The organism is Elusimicrobiales bacterium, assembly GCA_041651175.1.
Lineage (GTDB): Bacteria > Elusimicrobiota > Elusimicrobia > Elusimicrobiales > Elusimicrobiaceae > JAQTYB01.
In genome coordinates this window covers 1-25,108 of the sequence record JBAZJT010000026.1, presented here as the reverse complement: position 1 = coordinate 25,108, position 25,108 = coordinate 1, and the positions used below count along the sequence as shown (strand labels likewise).

The 25,108-nt window shown below is 58.3% G+C and carries 16 protein-coding genes and 1 tRNA gene; 7 read left to right on the top strand and 10 right to left on the bottom strand.

Going from position 1 to position 25,108, the window contains the following annotated elements; genetic code table 11:
* On the bottom strand, positions 1 to 5,842 hold a 5,842-nt coding region (locus tag WC421_10835), incomplete at its 3' end, for an Ig-like domain-containing protein (protein ID MFA5162728.1).
* 649 nt (positions 5,843 to 6,491) lie between these two features.
* Between WC421_10835 and WC421_10830 the strand changes: the two genes are divergently transcribed.
* On the top strand, positions 6,492 to 7,001 hold the full coding sequence (locus WC421_10830; GenBank protein ID MFA5162727.1) for a hypothetical protein: 510 nt from the start codon (positions 6,492 to 6,494) through the stop codon (positions 6,999 to 7,001).
* Positions 7,002 to 7,510: 509 nt separating this feature from the next.
* On the opposite strand, the gene WC421_10825 is transcribed toward WC421_10830, so the two are convergent.
* The gene (locus WC421_10825) at positions 7,511 to 7,693 is read right to left on the bottom strand and encodes a hypothetical protein (GenBank protein ID MFA5162726.1); all 183 of its coding nucleotides are present in this window, start codon (positions 7,691 to 7,693) and stop codon (positions 7,511 to 7,513) included.
* Between the two features lie 737 nt (positions 7,694 to 8,430).
* Positions 8,431 to 8,507, bottom strand: a tRNA-Glu gene (locus WC421_10820).
* Between the two features lie 139 nt (positions 8,508 to 8,646).
* On the opposite strand from WC421_10820, the gene WC421_10815 reads away from it, so the two are divergent.
* The 4 genes from WC421_10815 (at position 8,647) to WC421_10800 (ending at position 15,233) form a co-directional block, all read left to right on the top strand.
* Positions 8,647 to 9,903 (top strand): ankyrin repeat domain-containing protein, encoded by a 1,257-nt coding sequence (locus tag WC421_10815; GenBank protein MFA5162725.1) that lies wholly within the window; start codon positions 8,647 to 8,649, stop codon positions 9,901 to 9,903.
* A 103-nt stretch (positions 9,904 to 10,006) separates the two neighbouring features.
* Positions 10,007 to 12,091, top strand: a complete 2,085-nt coding sequence (locus tag WC421_10810; GenBank protein ID MFA5162724.1) for a DUF3857 domain-containing protein — start codon at positions 10,007 to 10,009, stop codon at positions 12,089 to 12,091.
* A gap of 8 nt (positions 12,092 to 12,099) precedes the next feature.
* Positions 12,100 to 14,154 (top strand): DUF3857 domain-containing protein, encoded by a 2,055-nt coding sequence (locus WC421_10805; protein MFA5162723.1) that lies wholly within the window; start codon positions 12,100 to 12,102, stop codon positions 14,152 to 14,154.
* 2 nt (positions 14,155 to 14,156) lie between these two features.
* A complete protein-coding gene (locus WC421_10800) occupies positions 14,157 to 15,233 on the top strand; it encodes a hypothetical protein (GenBank protein ID MFA5162722.1) in 1,077 nt (358 codons plus the stop codon).
* A gap of 3 nt (positions 15,234 to 15,236) precedes the next feature.
* On the opposite strand, the gene WC421_10795 is transcribed toward WC421_10800, so the two are convergent.
* The 6 genes from WC421_10795 to WC421_10770 are packed head-to-tail and all read right to left on the bottom strand — an operon-like array spanning position 15,237 to position 21,541.
* Positions 15,237 to 16,328, bottom strand: coding sequence for a type II secretion system F family protein (locus WC421_10795; GenBank protein MFA5162721.1), 1,092 nt, complete (start codon positions 16,326 to 16,328; stop codon positions 15,237 to 15,239).
* A gap of 1 nt (position 16,329) precedes the next feature.
* Positions 16,330 to 18,009: a serine protease gene (locus WC421_10790; GenBank protein ID MFA5162720.1), complete on the bottom strand. Its 1,680-nt coding sequence runs from the start codon at positions 18,007 to 18,009 to the stop codon at positions 16,330 to 16,332.
* The gene (locus WC421_10785; GenBank protein ID MFA5162719.1) at positions 18,006 to 19,010 is read right to left on the bottom strand and encodes an LPP20 family lipoprotein; all 1,005 of its coding nucleotides are present in this window, start codon (positions 19,008 to 19,010) and stop codon (positions 18,006 to 18,008) included. The genes WC421_10790 and WC421_10785 overlap by 4 nt, the downstream gene beginning before the upstream one ends.
* A 15-nt stretch (positions 19,011 to 19,025) precedes the next feature.
* Complete coding sequence (locus WC421_10780) at positions 19,026 to 20,342, bottom strand: hypothetical protein (GenBank protein ID MFA5162718.1); 1,317 nt, start codon at positions 20,340 to 20,342, stop codon at positions 19,026 to 19,028.
* A 2-nt stretch (positions 20,343 to 20,344) separates the two neighbouring features.
* Positions 20,345 to 20,941, bottom strand: a complete 597-nt coding sequence (gene lpoB, locus WC421_10775) for a penicillin-binding protein activator LpoB (GenBank protein ID MFA5162717.1) — start codon at positions 20,939 to 20,941, stop codon at positions 20,345 to 20,347.
* Positions 20,942 to 20,944: 3 nt separating this feature from the next.
* On the bottom strand, positions 20,945 to 21,541 hold the full coding sequence (locus tag WC421_10770; GenBank protein ID MFA5162716.1) for a hypothetical protein: 597 nt from the start codon (positions 21,539 to 21,541) through the stop codon (positions 20,945 to 20,947).
* 173 nt (positions 21,542 to 21,714) lie between these two features.
* On the opposite strand from WC421_10770, the gene WC421_10765 reads away from it, so the two are divergent.
* Positions 21,715 to 22,065, top strand: a complete 351-nt coding sequence (locus WC421_10765) for a hypothetical protein (protein MFA5162715.1) — start codon at positions 21,715 to 21,717, stop codon at positions 22,063 to 22,065.
* Positions 22,062 to 23,945, top strand: a complete 1,884-nt coding sequence (locus WC421_10760; protein ID MFA5162714.1) for a hypothetical protein — start codon at positions 22,062 to 22,064, stop codon at positions 23,943 to 23,945. Before WC421_10765 ends, WC421_10760 begins: the two co-directional genes overlap by 4 nt.
* Positions 23,946 to 24,190: 245 nt before the next feature.
* Here the strand turns inward: WC421_10760 and WC421_10755 are convergent, their stop codons facing one another.
* A complete protein-coding gene (locus WC421_10755) occupies positions 24,191 to 24,892 on the bottom strand; it encodes a methyltransferase domain-containing protein (protein MFA5162713.1) in 702 nt (233 codons plus the stop codon).
* Positions 24,893 to 25,108 lie beyond the last annotated feature (216 nt).

Below are 25,108 nucleotides of genomic sequence, written 5' to 3'. Positions count from 1 at the left end.
CGGTATCAAAATACCCGCGCGAAAGCGTCTGCGCGCCGTTTATGTTTGAGCCGAAAGAATCCATGCCGAACGACACCGCCGGCAACTGGAGCCGGGCGCGGGCGCCTTCCTGCCCGCCGGAATCAACAGCCGATACCTCGTAGACGGCGGCGGCTCCCATCGCATAGGCCGGGTCGCTGAACTGGGCCGCAGTTACAAGGCCCTGGCTGGCGAGCGCGCCGTCTTTATAAACCCGGTATCCCGCCATGCCTGCGGCGGGGGCGGTCCAAGAAATCAGCGCGCCGGCGCCTTCCTGCGAGACAAACACGACATTCTGCGGCGCGGCGGGAGGCAAATTCAGGGTAAAGTGTATCGTTGACGTGCTGGTATTGCCGGCAAGGTCGCCGGCGGTTACGATGAGCGTGTGTCCGCCGTTGGCCGTTATCGGAACGCCGGAAGCGCAGGGCGAGCCGTCCAGGTTCAGGCTCACCGAAGCCAGCCTTATATCCGAAGCGGTAACCAGCGGCAGCACTGCGGCGTTATATGTCATGCCTTCGGCTATGCCGTCCACCGAAAGCTGGGGCGGCGTCATGTCCAGCGTGAAATGCACGGTCTGGGTTGAGCCGACGCCTGACAAATTGGCCGCGTACGCGCTGAGGGTATAATTCCCGTCCGCGGACACTCCCGCGCCGGAGGCGAAAGGCTGGCCGTTAAGCAGCCCCGACACCGTGGCCGTGTCCAAAGCCGGATCCGATGCGGAATAAACCGGATTAACCGCATGATTGTAAAGCCCGCCGTCGGAAACCCCGCCTATCGTCACCACCGGGGGGGCCTTGCCCCAGTACGTATCCGTTGAAACCGAAAGCGGGGATTCGTTGCCCGCAAAATCCACCGCGCTTACGCGGTAATAGTACTGTCCGTTGGATTGCGGAGTGTCTATATAAGGCGGGGTGCTGGCCGCGACCGCCGCTATCCCGGCGGATGAGGCGAAAACCCATGTGGCGCGGTAAATCATGAAACCGGTAACCGCGGGGTCATAAGCCTCCTGCCAGCCGAGTTCTATGCGCCCGTATTCGTTGAAACCTATTGATATATCTTCCGGCGCACCGGGCAGCGACGCCTTCGCCATGGCATGCGCCGGCTGGGACTGCTGGCCTTCGTTTCCGGCGGCGTCCACTGCGCTGGCATAGTAGACATAGTCGCCATCGGGCAGGGTTTCGGAATACGCGCCGCTGCCGTCCGGCTTTGGCTGCAACTCAACGGCAACCGGGATACTGCCGCGGTATACCGAGTAATGCAGCGGAGCCTCGCCCAGCGGCGCGCTCCATGAAAGCTGAACCGCGCCGTTTTTCTGCGATACGGCCCGGGCAAACAGCGGCGCGCCGGGAGGGGTAGTGTCTACAATAAAGGTTGCGCCGGAGGAAACGGCGGACGCGATATTACCGAGGGTATCCGTTGCGGAATAGACGAAATACGCCGTCCCGTTCTCGCCGGACGGGACGGATATTTGCCCCTGCCAGTTCCTGCCGCCGCCGGCCAGGATTACCGGCAGGGATGCGGAAGACGGCAATACGCAGAACAGGGAAGGCGTGGAAACCGCAGTCTCGGTAAGCGTCACGTTGACCGTTACCGTTCCCGCCCTGACCGGCGAAACCGGGGATATCGCAATGCCCGCGCCGGGGCCCTGCGTGTCTATCTCCAGCGCGGAACCGGAGGTTATGGCATGGCCGGTATTGCCCACGAGGTCCGTTCCCTGGAAACTGAAGCCCGCGACGCCGGAAGGCATGGCGCCTGTCACGGTAACGGTGCCGGTCCAGACAGTCGGGCTGGAGGCGGAAAGATCCACCGGCGCCACCCCCTGCCCCGCGGGCGCGAAAAGCAGTATCGGGGCGGACGCCAGCGCCTTTGAAAGCGTCAGCGTAACGGCATAGCTGCCCGGCCCCAGCGGAGGAACGGCGCCGACGGCCACCGCGGCTGACGGGACAACCCGGTCCGACAGGGCGGCCGCAGGGTCGCCGGAGCCGCTTTCGTTGCCGCTCAAATCCGCGGCGGTTACGCCGTAGTAGTAAACCCCGTCCGACGGCGGCAAGTCGTTGTAAGCCGCCGCCGCGACGCGGCCCGCCACAAGATACGCAAGCGACGGAACAGCGGATGGGGAAAACGCCGCCGCGAAAGTGCTGCGGTATACATTGTAATAGGACGCGGCCTTGCCGTCGCCTGCGGACCAGGAGAGGCCTACATGCCCTCCGGGAAGCGAAGCCGCCGTCAGCGCAGCCGGATTGGGCGGCGCGCTGATGTTGTAATAAACCGTAAGCGCTGAACTGGGCGCGCTTGTCCCCGCCGAATCCCCGGCGGCAACCGCCAGCGAATGCGTGCCTTCGTCGGGCAGCGTAACCGGCAACTGGAACGACCCGTCAGCTGCCGCAACGGCCGTGCCGGCGGCGAAACCGTCGATCCGCGCCTCCACCGTGATGCCGGGCTCCGCGGCGCCTGTTACCACTATATACGGGCTGGTGGTGCCGAAATTATTGGAAGGATATGTTACCACCGGGGTCGCCGGCGGCGCATAGCGCAGGTCGTAAAGCGCCTGCATCTGGCCCGCATTGCCGATAGTGTCGGTGGAACGTATAACAAGCCGATGCTCCCCGTCGGCATAGGCAAGCGTGTTCCAGAAAAAAGAATACGGCGCGGCGGAACTGCTGGAAACCAGCACGCCGTCCAGGATGAAATCCACGCCGGACACGCCGGATATATCCGCCGCCTGCACGGAAACGACCGTCGGCCTGGAAATCCTGACCGAAGCGGACGGCGTCAACGCGGAAAAGACCGGCCCGTCCATATCGATGAAAGCAAGGTTGGACACAGCAGATACATTCCCGGCGGCATCCCTGGTTTCCAGCGCGAAAAAACGCGTCTGCGCGGTTGAAAACTGCACCGTGAACGTTTCCGTGGCGCCTGCCTGAAGCGGAGCCGGCAGGCCCGCTATGACCTGCGCGGAGGAGAAATTGGCGGCTGTCAGCGCATATGTGGCGGTTGCCAGAATATAACCGGCAGTTCCGCTTACAGCGTCGGACGGAGCGGTCCACTGCAATACCATCCCGCCGGGAGTTATCTGGGCGATTGCAAGGTCCGACACCGCGGTAGGCGAAGTTTTGTCTATAGTGAAAACCGCCTGCGCCGTCGCGCTGTTGCCGGCCAGGTCCGTGCAGGTAAAGCTGGCAATATGCACGCCCTCGGCTGAATACACAAACGGCGGCAGCCTGCCCTGTGAATCGCGTACAACAAGCCTGTCGGCTGCGGTGAAATCGTCCGTGGAGGAATAAACCACCGTAACATTGCCGTTGATAATGGCGCCGTCCGGCGGGTATGTTATGGATATGGCAGGCGACGACTTATCCACAGTAAACGCGACGGATACCGACGAGGTGCTGCCGAAATAATCCGCCGCGGAAACGGCGAAGGCATACGCACCCGGCGCGCTTACGGTGGAGCCGGCCACCCATGGAACGCCGTTAAGAGCGGCCGTCGCCGAATAAGAGCTGAAATCGGACACCGCAAACGACGGATGGACATCATGGTTATAATGCGCGTTGGCGGCTATGCCTGCGACCGTTATCAGCGGCGGATGAATGTCGTATGTAACCGCCGCGGAAGAAAATGAGACGCTTTCGTTGCCGGGCACGTCCAGCGCGGTAACAAAATACCTGTAGACCGCGTCGTCCGCCGGTCTGTCGGTAAGCGATAAAACCGTGGTTCCGCTTATCAGCGGGGCGAGGAGCTCTATACCGGACGCTTCGTAAGTGGCCCGGTAGATGTTATAAGATGCTGCGCCGGAAGAGGCCGTCCAGTCCAGATACACCTCTTTGCCGAATATGCTGGCGATGGCGCCAAGCCCGTCCGGGGCGGCAGGCGGGGTGCGGTCCGAAATGCCGCCCGCCGGAGCGGAAAGAGCGCTTTCCTTGCCGTATATGCTCACCGCGGTGAGCGCATAATAATACCCGCCATCGGCAGGAGGCGTATCCATATGGCTCAACGTCGATATATTGCCGTTCAGCAATTGCGCGCCGGAAGGCGCGGTAAACGCCCAGGTCGCGCGGAAAATCCTGTAATGTTCTATCGCCTCCGGCGGAGCCTGCCAGCTCACCCCGACCGCACCGCCTTTGCCGGTTATGACCGATGATATGACAGGCGGCGCTGGCGGCGGCATATCCAGAGTATAAGCTGAAGCGAAGGCATATCCGGTGGACGGCAAGTCCAGCTGATTATATGCCAGCACCCGGAAATAATACGTGGTGTTGTAGACAAGCGGGCTTATAATGGTATGGGTGCTGTCCGTCACCGGCATGGCATGCAACTGCCCCGAGAAATCTGGCGCCGTGGAATATGAAAGCGCATACCGCGTTCCCGCCGGGTTGGAATTCGGCTCCCATCCGGCGGAGATGGCGGAAGTGGACAGCGGAACGCCCCATGCGCCTGCCGGTGTATTGGCGAACGTGATGGCAGAGCCGGCAAGCGCGTAATAAGTAGCCCCGTCGAATACCGCGCCAACCTGGAATGTATACGAAGTATTGGGCAGCAGATTGGAGAGCAGCAATTGCGTGCTGTGCGCGACAGCCGTAAATGTGCTCGCCACCGCGGTTCCCGCCGCAAAGCCGGCGCTTGAGGCGCGCAACTCATAAGCATCCGCATTGATATCGGTCCATTCGGCCGACACGCCGCCGGCTGATACGCCGTTCACATGCGGATCACCGGGCGGGCCGTTGCGCGAGGTCTGAACCGCGCCAAGCAGAACATAATTCGTCGCGCCGGCGCTGTTGATGGAACCGGCGCGTATGTAGTATGTGGTGTTGGCAAGCAAATCGCCCACCGAGGCCGATGCCGCGGACGGGGCCGCAACCGCCCCCGATAAGGTAACCCCGCCCGGAGACAGCGCGCCGAAACCGGTAGTGGACGCTTCCACCACAAAACCGCTTGCCGACGCGGAACTGGGACTTACAGGCAGTTCCGTCCAGCTTGCCGTAACGGCATTGGCGGTAATGCCGGAGACGAACGCGCCGGACGGCCTCACCGAAAGCGTCATGGCCGAGCCGAGAGCCGTGTACGGCCCGGAGGAGCCTTCCACGCTGACATTAACATGCAGATAATATAGGGTATTGGGCGAAAGGCCGTCTATTGTCCCGTATGTGTTGTAAGTCGCCGACGAGAATATGGTAAAAAACGACGGTTCCATAGAGGCTTCATACGAATACAAAGTGCCTGCGGGGTTTCCGTTCGCGGTCCACTGGGCGGAAACCGCCGTTTCGGTTATAGCGGTATACACCGGATTGGCAAGCCCGGGCTGTATGAAATTCGGCGTCACGGTGGAACCCATTAACGCGTAATTGGCAACCCCGTCCCAGTTTAGCGAACCCACGCGAAGGTAATAGGTAGTCAGCGAGTCCAGGCCGGAAACCTTAAGGACATTGACGCCTATGCTGCCGGTGGCCGACGAATAAACCACCCCGCCCGGGGCCAGCGCGCCGAAATTGGTGGAAGACGCCTCCAGCACATACCCCTCCGCCGTCGCCGTCTGCGGCGAAGCTGGCAAAGCGTTCCAGGAGGCCTTGATAAACCCGCTGAAAGATTCCAGAACCGGCTGTGCCGGGAATGTCACCGTCTGCGCAAGCGTGGAACGCGAAGTTGCGTCGGTCGTGGTGGAGGAGATGCAGTTGTACGCGGTCAGTTTGCGCGTATAAGCCGTATTTGCCGCCAGCCCGCCCTCGGAAAAAGATAACACATCGCCGCCAAGCAAAGGCGACAGGTTCCCGCCGGTGGACGAAATAACACGATAATTTGACGCGCCAGCATCGGTCCAATTCCACATCAGGCTTCCGGTGCTGGCCATGGCGCCAAAAGCCGGAGGATAAAAATTTTTGTCATACACGGTCCCCGGTTGGCCGTTATGGTATCCGGTCCCCCCAAAAACGGAAACATCAATGCTTTTAGGACACGATAGCCCGCCCACCGCAATTCTTCCGCCGCCTCCGCCGCCCCCCGCACCCACAACGCCTTTATTACCGCCATTCGCCTGCAACACACCGTTGCCGTAAATAGAATCTGCACTGATGCTGATAGCCCCGCCAGCCCCCCCGCCACCGGCTGTAACATTTCTACTACTGCCATCTGTACCGTTCGCACTGATTAACCCGTCTATGTGCGCCACACCCCCGATATTGGCTATCAGCAATCCACCCCCACTGCCGCCAATGTTTGAATTAACGCCGCCACCGCCACCACTTCCCAAATCCACAGGGAATAATAAGCTATCGTTACTGCTTCCGCCCGCACCTAATTCCAACCAATCACTGTCACCACCACTACCCCCGTGTCCGCCACCTCCGCCTTGACTGTTAGAAGCGGCTGCGCCTCCGCCCGGACCATTACCCGCACCGCCGACAACACCAGTGTACCCCAACCCGTCCATGTATACCGTGGCGCCGGACTGTAAGGTAAAATCACCTGTAGTCCTAATATTGATAAAATACTGTTTCGCACTGATATTTGCAGTATGCGTCAACTTGCCGCCGGAATTTATGGTCAGGTCCGAGAAAACCAACTGGGGATTGCTGTTCTGTTCCAAAACCGCATTGTTATTGATTGTAATTGCGCCGATGCTTAAAGTGCCTGTTGAAAGCGCCAATTTTGGGGTGCTGGTTCCGCCAAGCGTCAAAGTTTGGAAAGCAATAGGCGCGCCACTGGCTGTTACGGTTACTGCGGAATCTATGGTCACATCGTCAGTCGCAGTCGGCACAACTCCGCCGCTCCAGTTTGATGCAACCGACCACGAGCCGCTTCCGCCAATCCATCTTATTGACGCAGCGTTAACATCGGAAAGGAAAAATGCCGGCAAAATCACTGCCGCCGCGCATTTGCACGCAGAAAAAAACCAGCGTCTGACGCTTTTGCTGGAAACGCAGTTCAGCCGGGATCGCATAGCGCAACAACTCATCATTCCTGTATTCATTCCCCCAAAGACAAGCTGATTGCAATCGATCACCGCAATAGAGATGACCTAACTTAATAGTATGATACCGAAAATATGGAGGAGAGTCAACGCGCACACCATTATCTCCACCCATTATTCGGACACGTCAATGTTATTAGTTCGGATCTGTCGTCGGTGCCAAAGCGAAAACACCCGCCCATGTATGGGCGGTAGTTATGTGGTTGCACACTAAATCATCCGCGTGGAATAAGTCGGCAAGGCTTGCACCAGTTAAACACGGCAGATGCGCCGGGCCGGTTTCCGCCAGCACGGTCCCGGCTTGGAAGAATTTCCGCTAACCGACCGAACACCTAACCTAAATATGCTGTTTCGGACTTTTGCCGCTGTAGCCGCGTTTTTAGGTGATGCTGGCTTGCAGACCAGCATGGATCACACGCCGATGCGAGCATGACATAACGGCTGGCAAGGTCACGCTGGATTTTCCGATGCCGCCCGGATGCGGCATCTGTCCTGAACGTCTTTTCCGGCAAAACCAACACATAATCCCTATTTTAGGCCTCGTTTTGACTTGTCCCTTTCCAGCAGATACTTGAGGAACGTCTTGAGCTGCTCTTTCTCGGCGGGGCTTAGCCGCTGGAAATCGCGGGCGACCGCGTCCAATTCGCTCTCCGCCTCGCCAAGCTCCGCGCCCTGCGCCACAGCCTCGGCTTTTGCCATCATTTCCGCCACGCTCACCTTATACACCGCCGCCTATCATTTCATCTACGACGCGCAGCGCATGGTCCCGCTTTACCCGGAAATTGCAGTTGGATTGCGGAATTCGGCGGTGGCTGGCGGGACATTCCTGTGCATAATTTTCCTTACATACCCTGCGGGTATGCTCGTCAAATTCTGCGTCGGACTGTCCGCGCCAGCTGCCGCCTCGGTTCTCGCAACCAACTGCAATTTCCGGGTTTACGATGGTGTTCAAATCGTAATTTATGAAGGTCCTTTGGTTCCCCCGGTGTATTTGCAGGGTTTTGTTCTTTCGCCGACGAGGCGGCGACGGGGATATTATATTTTATGCGCGGGCGGCAGGGGAATCAATATTCGGGGGAATGTTCAGCCGTTTCGCAACAGGCTCATAATACGCTGGAGACAGGCCACTTGGAATTAGGCGACCTTGCGCCCAGAATCAAAGACCTGCGCGCACAGATAGCAGGACTGGAGGAATCCTTAAGGGCGCTCAAAGAACGCCAAGAACGCGATATTTGGACGGTTTCTGACACCGACATAGCGGGTTACACCAAAGAGGTGCAGGAATTCCCGCAAACCAGCAGCCTGACGGAATCAAAAGCGTTCCTGCGCCAGTGGATAAAACGAATTGAGGTGGATAAAGATAGGGACGGCGGGACGATAGAATATTGCATGCCGGTGAGGGCAGAGATACCCGGCTCACGGTTCGCGGTTATATCTATGGAAAAATCTGGCGGCCCGTACGGGATTCGAACCCGTGGTCTCTGCCTTGAGAGGGCAGCGTCCTAGGCCGCTAGACGAACGGGCCAAAAGCCTAGAATTGCACGATGCTTCAGTATAGCAAATTTCAGGACGCGATTTTGAAAATGTTGTGAATCCGGGGTTGTGTCCGGTTCAATAAGTGCTATACTGTAGCCGCTATGAGTTGGGGTTTTGTTTACCGAGTCATGCCAATTGCCGCCGGCTGGATATTAGCCGTTGCTTTCCCGGCTGCCGGGACAGAGTCCGCAAAAACCGTAAAAACCGCGGCAACGGATGTGAGGGCTTCCGACGCATACGAAAAGGGCAGAAAGCTCCCCTCGTTCGGAAAGCTGAAATCCCGGCGGGGCTCGGTTTCTCTGCCTCCCAAACCGCGCCATTGCCCTGCCTGCGACAAGAAGCTGGCGGAAGCCGTGCTGGCCGGCGACTGCCAAGCCGCGGCCCAGGCCATAACAAGCGGGGCGAAAATCAATTCCTCTGACACTGTTTTGTGGGACAACGGCGGGCGCACTTACGCCAAGCTTTCCTCCCTGATGATAGCGGCGGTGAAAGGCGATGCCGCCATGTCGCGCGTCCTTCTGTCCGCCGGCGCCAATGCCGCCATGCGGGATTCCTATACCGGCAAAACCGCCGCGCATTACGCCGCGGAATATTACGCCCCGGACGTCCTGGAAGAGTTGCTGACAAAACGCTCCGCCAACAGCAGGGACGGCTACGGCATGACGCCGCTGATGTATGCGGTGGAAAGCGCGCGGCTAAAACGCGGCAAGGGGCTTTTCGGCGTGATTCCGAAGGCGGGGGCGAAGCCTTTCAGGGAAACGGCGGAGATGCTGCTTTCCAAGGGCGCGGATATCAATGCGCGCAACAATGACGGCAGCACGGCGCTGACGCTGGCTGCCAGAAATACAGCCGTGATGCAGGATGCCGTCCGCTTCCTGTCGCGTCCGGAGACCGTGAATTACCGCAACAAGAGCGATTTCAACCGCACCGTGCTGATGGAGGCTCTGCTGGATGGCGGCGCGGACGGGGCCATGACGCTGCTGGAAAGCGATGAAATTCATATAAACGCCAGGGATAAAAGCGGCGAAACCCCGCTCATGTTTGCCGCCTCGCTGGGCCATGGGAGTTTGTCCGGGCGAACGCCGGATTTCCGCGCAATAGAAACCCTTATACGGAAAATGGCGGCAAAAGGCGCGGATATCAACGCCAGGGACAGGCACGGCAATACCGCGCTGTGCTACGCGCAAGCCTGCGTTACAGACGAAAAATCCGTAAAACGTTCCGGGGTGCTGTCTTCGGTTTTTGGCAAAACGTCCGTGCCGGAACGTGTTGTTGCGCTGCTTAAGTCGCTGGGGGCAAAAACCCCGGAAGAGGGCTGCGACTATCAGTATCCCACCTGCAGGCATTTGCGGGCGCGTCCGCTGCAGTGGTCCGGCTCGCAATAGGACCTTTCCGGAATTCCTGTTTCGCCGCAGAAAAGGCGGTTGCGCCTGCGTCTGGCGCGGAGTAAATTCTGAACAGTTTCAAGGCGGAGGGCATATGAAAATTATGGCTGCTGTATTTCTGCTGGCGGCGCAAAATTGCGGCGCGGAGACTCTTCGGCTGCGCGACGGCTCTGAATTTGAAGCTGCTGTTTCTTCCATTGATGCATCAGCCATCAATTTTAGCGGGCATCCGCCCGTCGCGCGCGGCGACGCGGCGGAAATACGGTTTTCCTCCGGGGAAGGCGCTGCCGGGGCCGCCGCGCCGGTTACGGAGCAGGACAAAAAGGATGCCGCACAGTCCTTTAGACTGGCGCGCGGGCTTGCGGCGAAATATCCGGGCGTAAACGGGCTTGTGCTGCTGGATTACGGGGAATACACTCTCAACCCCGACGGGACGCGGTCTTTCCGCGCCCATATGGTGCGCCAGATACTCAAGGAGAGCCTGCTGCAGCGCTGGGGCTCAGTCTCCCAATGCGTAGACGACGGCAGGGAACGCGTTTCCATACTGAAGGCCAATGTCTATTCCCCCGACGGGCAGATTTACACGCTGGACCCCGGAAAAATAAAAACCACCAGGCCGCAGGACGCCGGCAGCGCGTTTTTCATTTCCGGCTCCGTGTGCGTCCAGTACGACATGCCCAATGTGCAGACAGGCTCCATCGTGGATTACGAGATACTCAACGAGGAGCACAACCCTTTCAGAAAAGATTTCTTCTTCCCTTTCTGGGGCTTTCAGGACGGCGAGGGGCCGGTGTTGCGCTCCGAGGCGAAAATAACCGTTCCGGCGGGGCGGGAGTTTTTCCATTCCGCGCGCAATATGCCCGGCAAATCGGGCGAGCCGGAGATAACGGAAACCGCCTCCTCCCGGACATACCGCTGGCGGCTGGATGACGTGGCTCCCCTGTCGGGAGAGCCGGAAATGCCGCCTTATGAAAACGTCGCGCCGGTTGTGCGCGGCTCGCTTTTCAAAAGCTGGGATGTTATTTTTGACTGGGCCAACCAGTTTTACGCGGAGCGGACAAAACCCTCGCCGGAGCTGGAACGGTTCACGCTGGAGCTTGTCAAAGGCGCTAAAACCGACGGACAGAAAGCCGCAAAAATCTACCATTACGTGCAGAAGGAAATCCGCTACATCGCCCTCAAGACCGGCGTGGCTTCCGGCTGGGGCGGTTATGACGCGAACCTGACCTGGAAACGCCGATGGGGCTGCTGCATAGACAAATCGCTGCTGCTGACCGCCATGCTGCGCGTCGCCGGAATAAAGGCGACCCCGTTATGGATAAACACAAACAACATGGCGGAAATCGATTTTGACATCCCGCAAATCGGTTTTGACCATTCCATCACGCTGGCCGTGGTGGACGGCAAAAAAGTGTTTCTGGACTCCACCAATTACGACTATCGCTATCCCGAAGTCGCGGGCTTTGACTACGGCGTGAAGGTGCTGGCGTTTTTTGACAAAAAAATAGATTTCGTGCCGGTTCCCGCGCCGAAAGACAACGGCTCTTTCTATGATTACGAGATTGCCGTTTCCTCAAACGGCGACACGGCGGTTTCGGAGACCTTCCGCTACACGGGCGCGCGCGAAGGCGCGCTATGCGGCCATTACCGCCGCATGAAGCGGGAGGAACAGAAAAGAACTTTCCAGATGATGTCCAAGTCGGTTTCTCCGCGCGCGGAGCTGGAAAGCTGGACCGTAAACAACGCGGAGGATTTGGAAAAACCGTTCTCGCTGCAAATGAAATACATCGTCAAGGATTATCCGCAGAAGGCCGGCAATATACGGATTTTCAAGCTGCCTGATTTCGAGATAGAGCAGTTCCGCATAAGCGAAATCGCGCAGGCGCGGCGGAAATATCCCATACGCTATGACACCGACATGACTTCAATGGGCAGGTATTTCAGCTATACCGTTTCGCTGCCGCCGAATTACGAGATAATCTCGCTGCCGGAAAAAATAAAAATGGAAAACGAGTTCGGTTCATTCTCCGCGCAGTGTAAAAAGAAATCCGGCGCCAGGGTGGTCTGCTCCGCTTCCTGGGAGCGGCCCGCGCGGGAAATTCCAGCGGAAGGCTACGTCTCCTACAAAGCTTTCGTGGAGCGCGCCGCCGAATACACCAAAAACCAGCTTTTCTTCCGGGTGAAATAGGAGACTTTATGTCAAAACTGCTTCTGATACTGGCCGTTTTCGCTCAGGCCGCGCGCGCGGACATGCTCTATCTCAACGACGGGAGCGAGATAAGCGGAACCATAACCGGGCTGGACGCGGCTTCCGTCTCCGTAAACTCGGGCGGGAAAACGCAGTCATACAAGCGCGGTGATATTCTTAAAATCCAGTTCGTGAAGGAATACTCCGGCGCGATGTCCGCTCCGCTGGAGGACGGGTTTATAAAGGGAATTCTGGCGGCGCCGCCCCGCGCCGCGGATTTCCCGGACGACGGCTATTTCACCGTTCTCCGGCAGGTCCGCATAGACATAAACCCCGACAAAAGCTACTCGTATTCCGCCCGCTCCGTGCCGTATGTGCTGCGCGAGCGCGGCAAAAGCCCCGCCTCTTTTGCGGCGCTGAATTATCTGCCGGATATACGTCACGCCGCCGTCAGCTACGGCTATTCCGTGACAGACTCCTCCGTATCCTTCGTAAACGACATTTCAATAATGGAGGGCGGGGCTTATGTGCAGTATCCGGCCTATTCCGGGGCAAGGACGCTTAAATTCGCCGTGCCGAATGTGCAGACCGGATCGCTGCTGGATTTTGAATACAGGCTGGACACGCAGTATGTGTCCACCTATCCGTTTTTTGCGGCAATTCCGCTGCGCGACTACGAGCCGTACGGCAAGACCGTCGTAACCGTCTCCGTGCCGGAAGGGCTGGCGCTTGCCTGGAAGCAGCTTAACATGCCGGAAAACTCCGCGCCCTCCGTAACGCAATCCGGCGGCAGGACGGCTTATACATGGACTTTGGAAAACACTCCGTCATACAAGCGCGAGCCGCTGTCGCCGCCGCTTATGCGCATAGCGCCGCAATTGAAGCTGTCGCTGGCAGACACCTGGGAAAATGTGCGCGCCGCGCTGTCGCCTCTTGCGGGCCGCCGGATGGTTGTTACGCCGGAAATAGCGGCAAAAACGGAGGAACTGGTCTCCGGCAAAAAGACCGCGCTGGAAAAGGCGGAGACGCTCTATAACTGGGTCGCAAGGGAAATAAAGTACCAGCCCGTGCCCGTGGCGGACTACAGCTATATCCCCAAACCGTCGGACGAGATATTCAGCCGGAAGGCCGGCAACGCCCTGGACAAGCCTTTCATGCTCTATGTAATGCTTTATGCGGCGGGGCTGAACCCGCAATTCGCCTATATGTGCGGCAAGGACGCGGTTTTCGAGCCGTCGCTGCCCAATATCCGGCAGTTTGACGCGGCAGCTGTCCTGCTTGATACCGACAGCGGGCGGCTGCTGCTGGCCCCGCAGGACGATGTGCGCCGCTATAATGAAATTCCGCCCCAGCTGCAGGGCGCAAGCGGATTGCTCGTGCTGGGCGGCGGGACGGAGGAGCCGCTGTTTTCGGTCCCCCTGTCCGCGCCGGAGATGGAATCCGAGGAAACCTCGGCCAGCCTTGCCCTGGACAGGGACGGCGGGCTTTCCGGCCTGTTTGCGGAGCGTATGACCGGGCAGCTTCAGGCCGCCATGCGCAGCATGAAAAATCTTAAAAAAGAAGACCTGGACAAGGCGGCAGAAGCCTTCGCCCAGTCGCTGCATTCCAATGCCAGGCTTGAAAGCTACCGGATGGAGAATCTGGACGACCTTTCAAAAAACCTGGCTTTCTCCATGAAAACGGCAATTAAAAACTATGCGCTCAGGGCCGGCAAATACCTGCTGCTGAAGTTTCCGGGAGTGAAATACTCCGCCGCAAACGAAAGCCAGACAGAGCGCGAACTGCCTTTTTTCTGGCATACGGTTTCGCGCCAGGCCAATGTCATAAGGCTCAAGCTGCCGGCGGGATACAGGGTGTATAATTTGCCGGGAGCGGTGTCTTTTGCGGCGGCGGGCCAGAAATACAGCGGCGCCTGCCGCGTCGACGGCAACGAGATTGTTTTCAGCGACGAGCTGCGCCGCGAGCGCAATGAAATCCCCCCCGCCGAGTATCCCGCCTACAAGGCTTTCAGGGAAGCCGTTGCCGGGTTTTCGGAAGAGTGGCTGGTGCTTGAGGCTCAATAATAATGTGGAATTCCGTTAAAGCCGCCTGCTGCGGCGCGACCGAGGACGGCTCCACGAGCCGGCTTTTGCAGTTGTGCGGCGGATACTTCGGGCTGTATGTGGTAACCGGCGTGCTGGTGAAGTATTTCACCGGCCCCGCCGGTATGAACGAGACGGCATACACCCTCTACAGCACCTGGGGCGGCAGCCTGCTGTGCGTTGCGGTCGCGCTCTCGCTGGGCTGGCACAGGCTTAAGACGGCGGGAACCCGCCGCATATTCGGGCTGGATGTCCCGGCGGAATATCTCTACATAATCCCCTCAGGTTTCTGCACCGCCGTGGTCATTCCCACGACCACGCTGATGTACCTGCTGCCTATTTCGGTGATGGTGGCGATGGTGATAATGCGCGCCAGCATCATTGTTATCAGCCGGCTGGTGGACGCAGTCCAGATACGGCAGGGAATACTGCGCAAAAAGGTCTATCCAGAGGAGAACATCGCCATGGCTCTGGCGCTGTGCGCGGTGGCGGTACAGCTGTCCGGCGCGAAATGCGGGGATTTCAATTTTGTCAAAAATATCCCGGCGCTGTGCATACTCTCCTGCTATATAGCCGCCTATGCGGTGCGGATATACATCATGAACTATTACAAGAACACCCGCCCGCCCGGCACGCCGCAGGACAACAAGGGTTTTTTCGCCATAGAGCAGATAGCGGCCATAGCGGTTATGGCTGTTGCGACGGCATGGCTTTTGGCGTCCCCTGCGGAGGCTGGCAGCGCAGTATCGCAGTTCCAGACCGGTTTGCGCAATCCGCATCCGCTGTGGAAACAGGCAATGGCCGCCGGAATGGTCTATGGGGTTAGCGCGTTTTTCTCGGTGTTTCTTTTCATGTTCAAGGGCCGCACCGCCACTTTCGCGGGGCTGGTGAACAGGCTTACCTCGCTTGTGGCGGGGACTGCGGCCACGCTTTTAACATGGCGGTTCTTCGGCGGTAAATTCCCGTCCGCGCAGGACTGGGCGGGGCTGCTGGTTATGGCTGCGGCGATACGCTATCTGTCTTTGGCGGAAAAAAAGCGGACGGCGGAATTGTCGCTGTAACGGCTATCCGCCGGACAACTGGAACATGGGCAGATACACGGAAGCAAGCATTCCGGCCACCACCACGCCCATGCCTATCACTATCACAGGCTCCATCAGACCGGTAAGCCGCATGGTGAGGGTTTCCACCTTGTCGGCGTAATATATCGCCAGCACTTCCAGCACGTCGCTTAATTTGCCCGATTCCTCGCCCATCTTCACCATGCCCACGGCCAGATTGGTGAAAAAACCCGTCGCATGCAGCGAGCCGCCCAGGTCCGAACCGGTGGAAACCCGCTGGTGCACGAATTTGAGCGCGTCGCGGTAGAGGGGATTGGCGCTCATCGTCTCCTGAGTGGAGGCTATGGCCTCCAGCATGGGCATTCCGCTTTTCATAAGCAGCGACATATTGCTTGAGAAGCTTTCCATGGCGGACTGCACCACCAGCTCCCCCAGTATCGGCATTGACATCGCAAACGCGTAAACCTGCCGCGCGCCGAACTCCGTCGCGGCAAAAGCCCGGAACGAGAAAAACGCGACTCCCGCGCCGCCTATCATGTAATACCAGTTTCCCTGCACGAAGTTGGAGGCGTCCAGCACGAATTGAGTTACAGGCGGCAGCTTTTTTCCGAAATCCTGGAAAAATTGCGCGAAGTTCGGGATAACTTTCCAAAGCATTATGAAGATGGCCCCCACGGCCACGCAAAGCATGATGGCCGGGTAAATCAGCGCGGACTTGACTTTGTTGCCTATGGCCGCGCGTTTCTTGAAATCCTCGCTTAGCTTGGTCAGCAGCGGGGCCAGCTGGCCGCTCTGCTCGCCGGTGCGGATGAGCTGTATGGCCTGGTTGGGAAAGTATTTTGGGTAGATCGCAGCGGATTCGTAAAACGAAGACCCGCCGGAGATTTTTTTGCCGATATCCCGCAGCGCTTTCTGGAAGGTGGAGCTTTCCGCCTGCTCGGAGGCGAGGGTTATGGCGCGCAGCAGCGGCACGCCGGAATTAAGCAACGTGGACATATGCTCAAAGAACGCCGTTATGTCTTCCGAGGAAACGCTGGAATGCTGCTTGGACTGCACCCGCGACTGAGGATTGAATAAAAGTCCCGCCTGGCCCATATCAGTTCTTCCCCGCGCGCCTGTCTATTTCGCCGCGCATTTCGCGCTCCAGGTTTTCCATGTCTTTCATGGCTTTGGCGCGCTCGTCAAGCATATCGTCAATGTCATAGGGTTTGCTTTCGGTCAGCGGCGCGGCGGCGCTCTCGGTCGCCGTCGTCCTGATGTTTGACGCCGCCGTCTGCGCGGCGAAAGAGGTTTTGACGCCGTTCTGCTCCAGCCATTTGCGCGCCACCTCGGACTTGATGGCGAAATTGACCGCTGTTATAGCCATTCCGTCGCTTGCGCGGCGGGCCATAAGGGTGTTGACGCCTATTATATTTCCCGCCGCGTCCAGCAGCGGCCCGCCGGAATTGCCGCGGTTTATGCTGGCGTCGGTCTGAAAAACGTCTTTTCCCGCCGCGCCGCCTATGCCGGAAACCACCGCGCTTACCACTCCGGTGGTGAGCGTCCAGAATCCGCCCTGCTCCGGGTGGCCTATGGCCGCCACGCGGTCGCCCACGGATACCGCGCTAGAATCGCCAAGCGCCAGCGGCCGCGCGCGGGAGGGCGCTCCGTCAACGCGGACAAGCGCCAAATCCAGCGCGGCGTCCCAGTTAAGCACTGCAACTTTTGCGGGATTTGCAAGATCCCTGGCGCGGTCGCCGGTCATGGTGAGCGGCTTGAAATACGCCTCTATGCGCGGGTACGGCTTGCCGGTGGAATCCTGTATCACCACATGCGCGTTTGTAAGCACCAGGCCCGATGCGTCTATGAGACTGCCGCTGCCGATATCTCCGTAGCCGTTGTCGCCGTAGCATATTATCGCAACCACGGACGGCGAATCCTTGCGGTAAACGGTTTTAGGGTCAAAATCCGGGGAGTACCGCTGCGGCCCGGACGTTTCCGCGGCCTGCGGCGGCGCCGCGGCAAACGTTGCCGTGGAGGCTGGCTGCGGCTCCCCCGCCGCCGGCGCGGATGAAACCGCCGGTTCCTCCGGCCTGGCCGAATAGTCCGCCATGGAAAGCGCCTCGTATGCGAGAGCTGTCAGATAAAGGCATTGCGCCCTGTCCGCGTCCGCGCCGGTTGAGGTTTCGCATACGCGAAGCAGCGAGGCAAGCGCCTCATCCAGCGAGGCGGTATCGCCGCTTGCGCGCGCGCCGCCCGGCATGCCGGGGGCGCCTTTGGCGCGCAGGGCGATGTCCCTGGCATAATCCCGCCAGCCGGCCTGCATCAGCGCCTGCGGGGACAGCCTTCTGCTGGAAGACATAATGCAACCGGACAATTTATCCGGCATCCCGTCCCTGCTGTAAAAGAGCGACCAGCCGCGCAGCTTATCGGTTATCTCGTCCTGCAGCTGCCTGTCGGCGGAGGGCACGGCGCGGGCCATGTATGTTACGGCCAGCGCGCGGTATGCCGCCCGCAGCAGGGCCTCGTCGCGGCGGTCCGCCGCGCCGTAAAGCGTCCTGTCCCGCAGCAGCGAGGCAGCCTGGGACAATTCGTCCTCGGCGCGGGCCTGCTTTCTGTCCGGGTTCGCGCTGCGCACCGCCGCCACGGAGCTTTCGCCTATCGCCTGCGTCTTTATGCGCTGAAGAAACTCCGCCGCCATGTCGCAAACCGCGCGCGCGCGCGCCCGCGCGTCCGCCGGCAGCTCCACGGCGGCACAGGGCCGGCACAACAGCAGCAGAATGGCAGCCAGTTTCATTGGTTCTCAAAGTAAGACTTTACAGCGGAAGCAGTTTTCTCGGCGGCGGACCTGGAGGCGGCGGCCAGGCTGCGCCGCGCCGCTTCCTCCTGCGCGGAGGATGCCTGCCTTTCCGACGCCTCAAATTGCGCAAACACCTTGCCTGTCGCGGCGTCTTTGAGCGCGACGGTGGCCGTGCCGCGCGCCCATTTCCAGCCGTCGGAGTCCGCCGCGGCCAAAGTCTCCGAAGAGACGTCGGCCTCGGCGATTATGTCGGCGTCCTTGCTGTCGCCGCCGGGCTTGCGCACGGCAAAGCCCATGCCTGTCAGCGCGCCGATGATGCCGGTCTCCACCTGTTTTCCGTTTTCGCCTTTGGCGGAAACGGCGATTGTTATGCCGGAAATTGTCTGCGAAACCTTGGCGGCGAACTGCGCGTCATCCTGCGCCGCGGGCGCGGCGTCCAGCACCCGCAGTTCGGAGACGATATCCGCCCGCGCCCCAAACAGAGCCGACAGCTTCAGCGCGGATTTTATCTTTACCGGGCGGTCCTTTGCCTGCTCGTAGGAATCTCGCCATGTTTTTATCTGGGCGTCCAGGTCCGCCAGCTTGGCCGAGGCGATGGCGGCGGCCTTCGCCTTTTCCAGAGTGGCCAGCGCGTAATAGCGTTTTGTCTGGTTGTCCTGCCAGACCTCCGCAATCTCGGCGCCTTCCAGCATTTTTTTGGAGGCGGTCTGCACCGTCTCGCCCACCTGCTGGGAAAATGACGCTCCCGCGGAGGAGGACTTGCTTTCGCTCTCGCTTATGGTGCTGGTCGCGGTTACGGATGTGGAAAACACGCGCGCTATTTCCGCGCGGGCGCGATCCTCGGCGGAGGCGCGGTCGTCTGCGGAACCTACGCCGGTTACGTACCTGGCGCGCGGGTATTCCAGGCTCTGCCCGTCCACCCAGTCCGGCTTGTCCATGGCGCGCGCGGCGCAGCACATGGCCGCCACCGCCGAAAGAGAAATTATCGCCCTTTTCATGCTATCCTCCGTGAATTATCTTGCGGTGCGGTAATGCGCAAATGTCCGCTTTCCGCGCGAGACTTCCACCCCCCTCATAACATCGCTTGCGGCGGCATTGCCGTAAGCGTCCCGGAACGTCAGCTTCAAATCGTATCTGCCCGGCGGCAGTTCCAGCCGGGCCATCCGTATTTCAGCCGGCAGAGTGGCCCAGGAGCGGGTGTCGGCCACTTCGGTTGCGGCGGTAACCGCTCCGGCCACCACCTTTGCCAGCAGCCCCAGCCCCTGGCTTTGCTGCTCGGCTTTCTGCTCGGCAGCTTTGGCCAGAATGTATTTGATTGCCGCGCGCGCCACCATGCGCGTCCGCTGCGCGGCCGCGGCATTGGCAAGCTCGTCCCTGGCGATTGCGGCTATGTTTTCCACAACCTCCGTTTTGGCGGAAACCGCCGCGGAGTCCGCTGAAACCTCGGAGGATTTTATTATGAAGGGCATATCCTCGTATTCGGGATAGGAAACCGTTATGGCATTGCCCAGAATGCCGGCGTCCAGCGCGTTTTTGACGCGGGCGCCCCCGGCTTCCGCGTCGCCGGAGGCGCGCATGGCTATGACCGCGTCGTTCCATGCCACCTGGAAGGTTCTGGACACTTTCGCAGGAGCCATCCCGTTATAATGGAAGAAAACAATCTCGCCGTTTCCCCCGCCGGGGGGGGCGGCCTGCTGCGGAGCTGGCATCGCAAACCCCGCCGGGTATGCGGCATAGGCGTTCATGGCGTTGGCCATGCAAATGCGCGCGTCGTCGGCCTTGCCGGTCTCGGAAAACACCAGCGAGGCCAGATACTGCGCGAAACCGTCGTCGCGGTAATTGTACTTGCCGCCCCGCGCCTGGCGCAGATGGTCCAGATAAAACGCGACCTTGCGCGCTTCCACGGCGGCGTCATCTAGCCTGCCCAGGCAGATGAAATTAAGCGAGCGGAATACGTTGAGCAGCGCGCGCTCGTGCGGTTCGCCGGCGTATTCGGTGGTGTTGTCGTTTATCAGCAACGTGCCGGCGGCGCGGGAGATGCTTTTAGTGTAAAGCTCGTCCATGCGCGCCTCGGCGGCGTCGAAATCGGCGTCGCTTTGCTCGCATTTCCCGGCGTCATGCTCCACCATCCCCAAATCCAGATGGTAGAGCACGGAGTTCTTTTTGGAATATTCCTTTGTTTTCGCGGCGTTGATTTCCGCGATGGCCCCGTCGTAGTTGCCGGCGGCTATCTGGCCCTGGAGTTTTGTCTTGTATGCGCGCGACGGCCCCGCGCACGCGCACATGAATGCCGCGCACGCGCACAGGGCCGCCGCAAGAACCGGACGCATGTTTACCACGAATGCTTGGCGCGCTTGACGTATTTCTTGAGTTTCTTCTCGCCGTTCCAGACAATCTGGCTGGTCTTGACGTCTATGAGTTTCAGGTTGGTCTGGTAGAATACGATTTCCTTGCCGCCCTCTCTGTCGTTGATGGAGTTGAGGACCCCGGTCAGCATATAATCCGCGCCGGTTTCCTGCCCGTGCTCCTTGCGTGTGGCGTCGGAGGCGTTGGTGTCCTGGTCCAGCCGTTCCTGGCGGATGTCGGTTCGCTCGGCCTTTCCGGCCACGAAATTCACCTTGCCGGAGTTTATAAGCGCGCGCTGGAGGTTCTCAACAAAGGTGCCTGTGTTGATATGCTCCATGCTCTGGTTGCCGACCGTGCCCACCACCACGACGGGCGTTTTGCCCAACTGGGCTTTGGCGTTGTCGTACCAGGGGCGGGAGAGGCAGTCTGCCATCATCTCCTCTGCGGTAAGGCGCGAGTCGGTGTCGTTCCATGCGCCGCTGACGTCTTTTACCTCGTTGGCGTCCATTCTCTGCACCGAGGTGCCGCAGCCGCAGGCCAGCGCCAGCGCGCAGGCGGCGGGTATCAGATATGCTTTTTTCATAGGTTAGTGTTTCTGCTGTTCCGCGGCGCCAAGCTCATCAAAGGCCTTGTCGGCGTTGGCGCGCACGAAATCGCGCACCTTGGCGTCCAGTTCCTTGGCTTCGGAAAGCGTCTGCGCGACGGAAGCCATGTCCAGCTTGGCAAGCGAGAACATGGTGCCGTCGGAGGGGTCTCTCCAGTGGTCTATGATTATCGCGCCGTTGAGGGTTATCTGGGTGAAGCCTTTCAGAGTGGAGGAGATATTCTGCTCCTCGCTGGACTTGTCCATGGCTCCGGCGGTGGTGGAGGCCATGTAGTCCTTTGTAAGCCTGGCGACGTAGTTGGAGAGAGTCTCGGCTATCGCCGCGCGGGCGCGCTGGTCCGCCGCCGTTACCGCCAGCGCGCGGTTCTGCACGCCGGAGACCATGCCCACCCCGTAGAAATACTTGCCTGTGTCCTTGCCGGCGAATGCCGCGCCGCCCCTGTTCACCCATTCCGGGGCCTGGGCCGCTATCGGGCTGGCGTTCTGGACCGTTGCCTTGTCCCCACCGCAGGCGGAAAGCATGGCCATTGCCGCGCCTGCCGCGCACACAACGAAAATTCCCGTTTTGCCTGATTTCATGATATCTCTCCTTAGACATGTTCGCTGCACTGCCGCCGGCCGTGTGCCGGTCCTTTCTGATTTTGTACAAAACCCCCCCCGCCGGTGTCAATCGCGTTGAAAACCGATTGGAGGTACTCCAAAAAAACTAGTATGCTTCCAATCATGGTTGCTAAATCCTTGGGGAGGATTGAATGAGAACAAGAACGGTGTTCTTTTCCATCCTGCTTATATGTTCGGGAATAGCTGCTGTTTCGGCAAAAACTGATGCGGATTTGATTAAAGAGCACGCGGTTGCCGTAATGCAGTTGCGCAATGTGCAAATTCAGGAAGTCAATGCTCTGCGTGAAAAGCTACGCGGCAAAGACAAGGCCGAAGTGCTCAAATCACTGGAAGATTTGACGCTTTCCCATGCCAAGGCCGTAGAATCCCTGCGTGTGCAGCAGCGCAAGGAACTCGCTGAATTCCGCAAAGCCGGGCAGGCCAAACCGAAAACCATGCGCGAAAAAAACACGGTCAAAAAAGTCGTTACGGGGAAAATATGAAAATAGCAGCTATTCCGTACCTCCTGCTGGCGTGCGCGGTTGCGCACGCCGATGTTCTGAACACATCCGGCGGAACTGCAAGTTCCGTCCCGGTATACACCGATTCCGTAACCGTAACGAAATCACAGATTTATGCAGACTCCTCACAAAGCGTTACGGTAGCAAATTCGTCACTGACGATTACTGGAGCCGGTTTGGCAGTTTCCGGCGGCAGCGTTTTGGTTAATGGAACGAACGGTTCAACGCCCGTGTCCGGCGCGGGAACGCGGCTGATGTGGATTCCTGCGAAGGCGGCGTTCAGGGCCGGGACGGTGTACGATTCCGCGTGGAATGACGCGCAAATACAGAATTACTCCTTCGTGTTCGGTTATGTTAACGCGAACTCCGGCGCTTATTCGACCATATCCGGCGGCAATAATAACAGCGTTTCCGGCACGAAATCCGTGATATCCGGCGGCGAATACAACACGGTGTCCACAGGGGATTCCGTGATAGCGGGCGGAAGCAACAACATCGCAACAGGAAGCGACTACGAGGTTCTGGTTGGCGGATACCATAATTCGGTTTCGGGAAACAGTTCCGTGTTGTCCGGTGGTTATTACAATTCTGTTTCCGGTGCGGATTCGGTCGTATCCGGCGGCAATGGCAATTCCGTTACCGCCACGGAATCCGTTGTGTCCGGAGGCGCGTACAATCAAGCAAACGCTAACGATGCGGTCATTTCCGGCGGAAGCAACAACACAGTTTCCCAGATAAGAACGGTGGTTGCCGGCGGCTACCATAACACGGCTTCCAATTATGATGCGGTCGTGTCCGGAGGCTATTATAACCTGGCTTCGGGAATAGACGTCTCCGTAGGCGGGGGCAATCTCAACACCGCTTCCGCCGAGAACGCCGCAGTGGGTGGCGGCTATTCCAACACTGCGTCCGGTACCTCCGCCACGGTGCCGGGCGGGGAAAACAATACCGCATACGGTTCCTATTCTTTCGCGGCGGGCAGACGCGCGAAAGCCACGGCAAATGGCGCGTTTGCCGTTTCCGATTCGCAGGACGCGGACTTCGTTCTGACCTCCACCGACACTTTCGGGGCCAGATTCGCGGGCGGCTATCAGTTAAATGGCGGTAGTATCGGCATTGGCACGGCAAACCCGGTAGAGAAACTTGAAGTCAATGGCAGCATCAAGGCTGATTACGGCATAGCTGCGGCCACGGCGACCGTTTCCGGAACGCTTACGCTCAATAATGTGCCCTACACCATGCCATCAACGCAAGGAAGCAATGGGCAATATCTTGGAGAATCGCTGACGCCCGGAGTATTGCAATGGGCTTCTCCCGCCGCATCAACGGAAACTGTTTCCGGGACAAAAACATTTGTGTCCACCGCGGCGTTTTCGCAAGGGAATGTTTTCGTGGATGGGTATCCGGCATTTTTACCGCAGGTGCTCATATCCAACAATTGGGTCGGGCAGTCAACAGGTACTTACGCGGTTAATTTTACCACGGGCACATATGAGATGACAATTATCGGGGTTACTTCCGGGGGCGATTTGCGATATCGGTTCAATTCTGATTCTTCCGCCAAATATAACGGAGCTGGATTCACTGAAAGCGACACGAATAATAACGCGGGCAATGGTTATACGTCTAATTCAGATGGCAAATTGTGCTCTGGCGACACCAATGCAATGAGTTGTACTATCCGGTTTTACATAGGTCCTAATAAGTATATTTTGCACACAGGCCAGCAGCAAACTTATGTGAATACCAACACGACTTTCTTTGGCGGGAGATGGACAGGTGGCGCATACGCTTTCTCTATGTCCATTTTTACAACAACGGGGACCGCGAACGTCCGGATTGTTATGCGTAAAATAGATTGACCACTGATACTATTCCGCAAATAGCGGAGAACGTTTTAATGCGTTCTCCGCTATGTAATTATTAACCTGAATGTTTCAGTTGGATTGCGGGATTCGGCGAAAAATCGCTTCATACTGCCTTCACAAAATTATCCTTTCGCGCAGTGAGGCGCGCGCGGATAATTTTGTTCGGCATTATTTCGCGCTTTTTCGCCTCGGCCCTCGCAACCAACTGAAACATTCAGGTTAAGATTTCCGGTACGGGCTCAATGAGGATAGGCGCAACTTGTTATATCTTGAAGCTTGACATCCCATTTCAAGTTCTGGTCGGGATCTCCGATTTTCTGCGCTATCAATGCGACATGCTGGTTTTGTTTGTAAAGGATGTGGTTGCGTGTTCCTTTGTCACCGGCGAGCGAAACCACCCGGCAAGGCACACCTTCGATGGTTTTAAGTATTTTAAATCCGGTATATTTGTTTAACAGCCCGTCAAACGAATTCGGCAGATAACGCCAAAAATCACAAGGCAATTCATGGGGAGGCCAGATAGAAGGCACGGATATGTATAAATAACCGCCTTTTTTCAGCACAATATTCATTTCCAGAACGACTTTCCATGGCATGAGCAAATGTTCGAACACGGAACTCGCCATGACCGCGTCATATGAATTCGCTGAGAAATATGAGGACAGTTCATGCGCGTCGCCCACGATATCAACATTCTCTCCGGCCAGCACGTCAAATCCGGTATAACCGGCCTGATTATGGAAGCAATTTCTTCTCTTATGGGTTTCACCGGTTACGTTTCTTGAGCCGACTTCCAGTATTTTGGCGTCGGGCATGGCATTTACGATGTCCGCGAACTCAAAGAGGACCCGGTTGGAGGGGTCTTCCTCCTCGTTGGTCAGGAATGGTTTTTGCAATATGTCGAGCACTTTGGCAATCGCGTGCAATGTCAATTTGTGCATTGGTCCTCTGCGTTCGAAGTCTGGATTTAAGCGCATCCCCACATGTAGTAATGAGTAATTTTACCTTTTCTGAACGCCCACTGCAAATTCCAGAATTATCCAATGCAAGATGAGCCTGAAGGAATGCTCGTTTCCAACACAAGATGAGCCTGAACCGCGCTGAAATCGTCCGTTTGCGCTCTGTCGTTCGTAAACTAAGCCATGACGCTGGAAATG